The sequence below is a fragment of the Bacteroides gallinarum DSM 18171 = JCM 13658 genome (assembly GCF_000374365.1).
Taxonomy (GTDB): Bacteria; Bacteroidota; Bacteroidia; order Bacteroidales; family Bacteroidaceae; genus Bacteroides; species Bacteroides gallinarum.
On record NZ_KB894207.1, the window covers coordinates 1 to 4456 of the forward strand.

Consider the following 4456-nt stretch of genomic DNA (forward strand, 5'->3'; position numbering starts at 1 on the left):
CACGGAACAGGAAGACGGAAATCCTGTGGATTTTCTTTGGAATACATACGGCAAATGCCGTACTGATGATAGACAAGATCAGGAACAGGACGGTGAAAGCGGCATGATATGATTTTACAGGCAGAGGCAGAAGATGTCTTCAGACTTCTTCCCGAGCGTCATGTCTTGTAGGGTAAGATTGTGTGAGAAATTACAGGAATAGGACTATAAAAATGGCATATGAAGTGAGTATGCTCTATCATCTTCATATGCCATCTTGATTTTTAGGGACATTTACTGAATATCCCTGCAAAGCCTGTAACTACACAAGAAGCCCCGCCTGCACAACAATTAGCAAGCGGGGCTTCTCACGTATATTTCATGAAGAAATCTACTTCACCACCCGGTTCGTTGCCGGGTCTGGAAAAATCACAGTCGGCTTGAACGACTTGGCCTCCTCGAAATCCATTAACGCATACGACATGATAATCACAATGTCATCCGGCTGAACCTTACGGGCTGCCGCACCATTCAGGCAAATCTTGCCCGAACCGCGCTCGCCTTTAATGATATAAGTTTCAAAACGCTCCCCGTTGTTGTTGTCGGCAATATAAACCTTTTCACCGGCAATCATATTGGCCGCATCCAGCAAATCCTCGTCAATGGTAATGCTTCCCATATAATTGAGATTGGCCTCCGTAACACGGGCGCAATGGATTTTCGACTTCAACACTTCAATCATCATAAGACAGGCATTTTTAAGTTTATTATTCCTTATACTTGATATTGTCAATCAGGCGGACTTCACCGCAGAACACCGTTATACATCCCACGGCATAGGAAGTATCCTCCCATGCGGCAATCTTCTGCAACGTATTGCCGTCCACCAGTTCGAAATACTCCAGACGCAACCCCGGAGCGGCGGCAATCGCATCTTCCACAAACTTCCGGGTTTCAGCAACCGTATGCGACTGTGCAAAGGTACGACTTTCAAACAAAGTCTGCGAAATTTTCAAAGCATTTTTACGCTCTTCCCCGGACAGGCGGGCATTGCGGCTGCTCAAGGCCAGACCGTCCTCCTCACGCACAATAGGACAACCTACAATCTCCAACGGATAATTCATCTGCCGCACCATTTCGCGGATAATAGCCAGTTGCTGAAAATCCTTTTCACCGAAATAGGCACGGTCGGGTTTCACCGCATCGAATAACTTGCTCACAATCTGGCACACGCCGTTAAAGTGTCCCGGCCGGTAAGCCCCCTCCATGACGGTATCCAGGGGCGCAAAGCTGAACTGGCGGGTATCCGGCTCCGGATACATCTCCTCCACCGAAGGAGCGAAAACGAAAGCCGCTCCACATTCTTCCAGCAAACGACAATCGGCCTCCGGCGTACGGGGATATTTGATTAAATCATTCTGGTCATTGAACTGGGTAGGATTTACAAAAACACTCACGACAGCGGCATCATTCTCTGCCACACAACGTTTTACCAATGAAGCATGACCGGCATGCAAGGCTCCCATCGTAGGCACTAAACCTACCTTTTTACTTTGGGCTCTCATAGCCGAAAGTCCGGCCTGCAAGTCCTTGATAGTATGTACTATTTTCATTTTATCGGTTATATAATAACTTGGTTGTTCGCTAAAACGGTGCAAAATAAACTATTATTTACCATATAAAGAAGAAATATCGTAAATTAATGCAAAAGTTATCCCCACTCCCAAGATAGCCTCCCGTCTATTCATCGTTGATATACAACAAGTTAACAATTCATAAGGAATTATAGACGGGCCCGTCTTGCTTTATTGCCCGATTTTTTTTATATCTTTGCAGAATAATTGAGAACATTGTTATTATGACAAAGGCGAACAAGGTTTTATTTATAACACAAGAAATTACCCCTTACGTTTCAGAGTCCGAGATGTCCCTTGTTGGCAGGAATCTGCCGCAAGCAATCCAAGAAAAAGGCAGAGAAATCAGAACGTTCATGCCCAAATGGGGAAATATCAATGAGCGCAGAAACCAGTTGCACGAAGTGATACGCCTCTCCGGTATGAACCTTATCATCGACGATACCGACCACCCGCTTATCATTAAAGTAGCCTCCATACAGTCCGCACGCATGCAGGTATATTTCATCGACAACGATGATTACTTCCAGAACCGCCTGCAAATAACCGACGAAAACGGCGTTGAGTACGAAGACAACGATGCACGTGCCATTTTCTATGCCCGTGGCGTATTGGAGACTGTGAAGAAACTGCGCTGGTGTCCGGACATTATCCACTGCCACGGCTGGATGACCGCGTTGGCGCCGTTGTACATTAAGAAAGCATACAAAGACGAACCCTCGTTCAGGGATGCAAAAGTTGTCTTTTCGCTTTACGACAATGAATTCGCACAGCCATTCCACCCCGACTTTTCCAGCAAGCTCCTCCTGAAAGGTATTGCCAAGAAAGATGTTGCCGACCTGAAAGAACCGGTCGATTATGCAGCCTTCTGCAAATTGGCCGTAGATTACTCCGACGGTGTAATCCAGCAAAGCGAACATGTAAATGAAGAAGTCATGGAATATGCCCGTCAGGCCGGTAAGCCTATCTTAAGCTATCAATCTCCCGAAAACTTTGCAGATGCCTGCAACGACTTCTACGACCGGGTTTGGGGAGCAGAACAAGAATAAGTTGATTTCAAGACGAAAAATTATGAAAGTAAAATATTTAGGGATACTGCTTTTAGCACTCCTGGCTTTCTACGGATGCGATGATAACACCGGCACACTGGGCATGAGCATGTTACCGAATTCGGACGATGTTACCACCCGAACCATAGAATTCGACGTTACTACCAAGTCCATTCTTGTAGACAGCGTATATTCCAAAACAAGTACGGGATACATCGGTAGATTTACAGACCCAGACCCGGAGGGATTCGGCAACTACGAAGCCAGCTTTTTAGCAGAATTGAACTGTACGGAGAATTTCACTTTCCCTGCCGTATATGACGAAAAAAACGGCACAGGCACAATGGTAAAAGACGAAGTGGAAAAAATCCAGTTGGTCGTTTATTATTCCAGTTGGTTCGGAGACTCTATAAGCCCATGCGGGATGAGTGCATATGAGTTGAATGATAAGTGGCTGCAAGTCCGCAATAATCCTGATGAATACCGGTACACCAATATCGATGCCGAAGACTATCACGACGAACCGAATCTGTTAGGAAGAAAAGCATATACAGCCTACGACACCTCAGTACCTGATTCCGTAAGAAATGCAACCGATTCGAACGGAAATTCGACTTATTACCCCAATATCGTCTTTCCATTAAGCAAAGATTTCGGAAACAGGATTTTAAAATTGAACCGGGAGCATAAAGAATTCTTTGCAAATGCAGATGCATTCATCAACAACGTATTCAAAGGGGTTTACCTAAAAACCGATTATGGCGACGGAACCATTCTTTATGTAGACCGCGTAGACCTGCAAATGCAGTTCCAATTCCACTACGTAGACAGCTTGGGAGTGAAACTGCTCAAGAAGGTTACAGACAAAAACGGTGAGGCAGGTACAGACTCCGTATATTCCGCCACAGCCGTAGCTTTCGCCTCTACCAAAGAAGTAATCCAGGCCAACAAATTCGAAAACTCCGAAATATTGGCAAACAAGGCAAGAGAAGAAGGCTGGAGCTATCTTAAATCGCCGGCAGGTATCTTTACGGAAGCCACCATGCCTTATGACCAAATAGCCGAAGAATTGGCTAACGACACGCTGAATGCCGTTAAACTGACTTTCACGAACTACAACCAGGAAAACGACAAAAAATATAAGTTCAGCATGAGCGCCCCGGAAACGGTGTTACTGCTGCGCAAGAAGGACATGAACTCTTTCTTCGTCAACAACGAGCTTACGGACAATGTTACCTCCTTTGTCGCAACCCATAACAATGTAGAAACGAACCAATATACATTTAAGAATGTAGCCCGCCTGGTTTCTGCCTGCATCAACGAAAAGAAGGCTGCAAGACAAAAAGCCAAAGAAGCGGCAGGAGCATCATGGGACGAAACCGCATGGGAAACAGAATGGGCCAACAACGAAGGAAAAGACTGGGACAAAGTGGTGCTGATTCCCGTAGTCGTAACATACGACACCAGCAGCAGTACATCTTCCATGATTGGTATCCAACACGACTTGAAACCTACCTATGCCAAGTTGAAAGGTGGAAATCCGGCTAATGGAGGTAATCCATTAAAGATAGAGGTTACATATACTTCTTTCAATAACTAAGGAATACCCACTTCACAGAAATAAATAAGCCCCTCAAAACGGATTTGTTTTGAGGGGCTTATTCTAGGGACATTCAGTAAATAATATAAAATCAGCCAACTAATTCATACACAAAATATTGCGAATTAGCTGGCTTTTTTGTATCTTTAGGTATTCCCCCGCAAATAAGGTTTGAAGGCCAAAACGGGGGAAAT

Annotated in this window: 4 protein-coding genes; 2 read left to right on the forward strand and 2 right to left on the reverse strand. The window is 45.1% G+C overall.

The window, feature by feature from the left end; translation table 11 throughout:
• Positions 1-370 precede the first annotated feature (370 nt).
• On the reverse strand, positions 371-724 hold the full coding sequence (panD, locus tag C233_RS0121980) for an aspartate 1-decarboxylase (RefSeq protein WP_018669610.1): 354 nt from the start codon (positions 722-724) through the stop codon (positions 371-373).
• 22 nt (positions 725-746) lie between these two features.
• Positions 747-1592 carry a pantoate--beta-alanine ligase gene (gene panC, locus C233_RS0121985; RefSeq protein WP_018669611.1) on the reverse strand — a complete coding sequence of 282 codons (846 nt, stop codon included), beginning with the start codon at positions 1590-1592 and terminating at the stop codon, positions 747-749.
• A gap of 245 nt (positions 1593-1837) precedes the next feature.
• On the opposite strand from panC, the gene C233_RS0121990 reads away from it, so the two are divergent.
• Together C233_RS0121990 and bamH are read left to right on the forward strand one after the other, a co-directional pair.
• The gene (locus tag C233_RS0121990; RefSeq protein ID WP_026314970.1) at positions 1838-2662 is read left to right on the forward strand and encodes a glycogen/starch synthase; all 825 of its coding nucleotides are present in this window, start codon (positions 1838-1840) and stop codon (positions 2660-2662) included.
• 22 nt (positions 2663-2684) lie between these two features.
• A complete protein-coding gene (bamH, locus tag C233_RS0121995) occupies positions 2685-4262 on the forward strand; it encodes a BamH family beta-barrel-assembly machinery protein (RefSeq protein ID WP_018669613.1) in 1578 nt (525 codons plus the stop codon).
• Positions 4263-4456: the final 194 nt, after the last annotated feature.